Origin of the sequence: Bowmanella yangjiangensis, from assembly GCF_017255015.1 — a bacterium.
GTDB lineage: Bacteria > Pseudomonadota > Gammaproteobacteria > Enterobacterales > Alteromonadaceae > Bowmanella > Bowmanella yangjiangensis.
Genome location: NZ_JAFKCS010000631.1, coordinates 1 through 420, shown reverse-complemented (window position 1 = coordinate 420; position 420 = coordinate 1). Strand labels below are relative to the sequence as shown.

Sequence of the window (420 nt, the reverse complement as noted above, 5' to 3'; positions counted from 1 at the left end):
GGGCGACGACGTCGTGCAGTGCAATCAGCTGGCCCTCGCCGTTCCGCGCCGCCTGTTCGAGCGGGGTGTTCAGCTGGCCCGCTTGCAGGCAGGTGACGGTCAAGGCCTCGGCGGGCCTCGATCAGCATGATCCGCATCCACGACCCGGGCGCAGCGACGCTCGCCCGAGAGGTGAAGGGCAGGGACGTTAATGTGCACCCAGGGCAGTGGTCAAACGAATGCCGGCGGTCAACTATTACAGCGTTTCTCCGCCGGTATTCCCGCCCCCCAGGCACCGCGTGCGGGACCTGTGCGAGGGCGGGCACTGCTGCAGGGGGTGTCGGCTACTGGCTGTCCGGCTCCGACCACACGGCGAACTCGTTGCCGCCGGGCTCGACGAAGTGGAAGCGCCTGCCTCCCGGGAAGGCGAAGATCGGTTTG

The 420-nt window shown here is 68.1% G+C and carries 1 pseudogene; it reads right to left on the bottom strand.

Features of this window, described 5'->3' with window-relative positions:
* Window positions 1-323 precede the first annotated feature (323 nt).
* Window positions 324-420: pseudogene (locus tag J0A65_RS27590) on the bottom strand (VOC family protein); the annotation flags it as partial.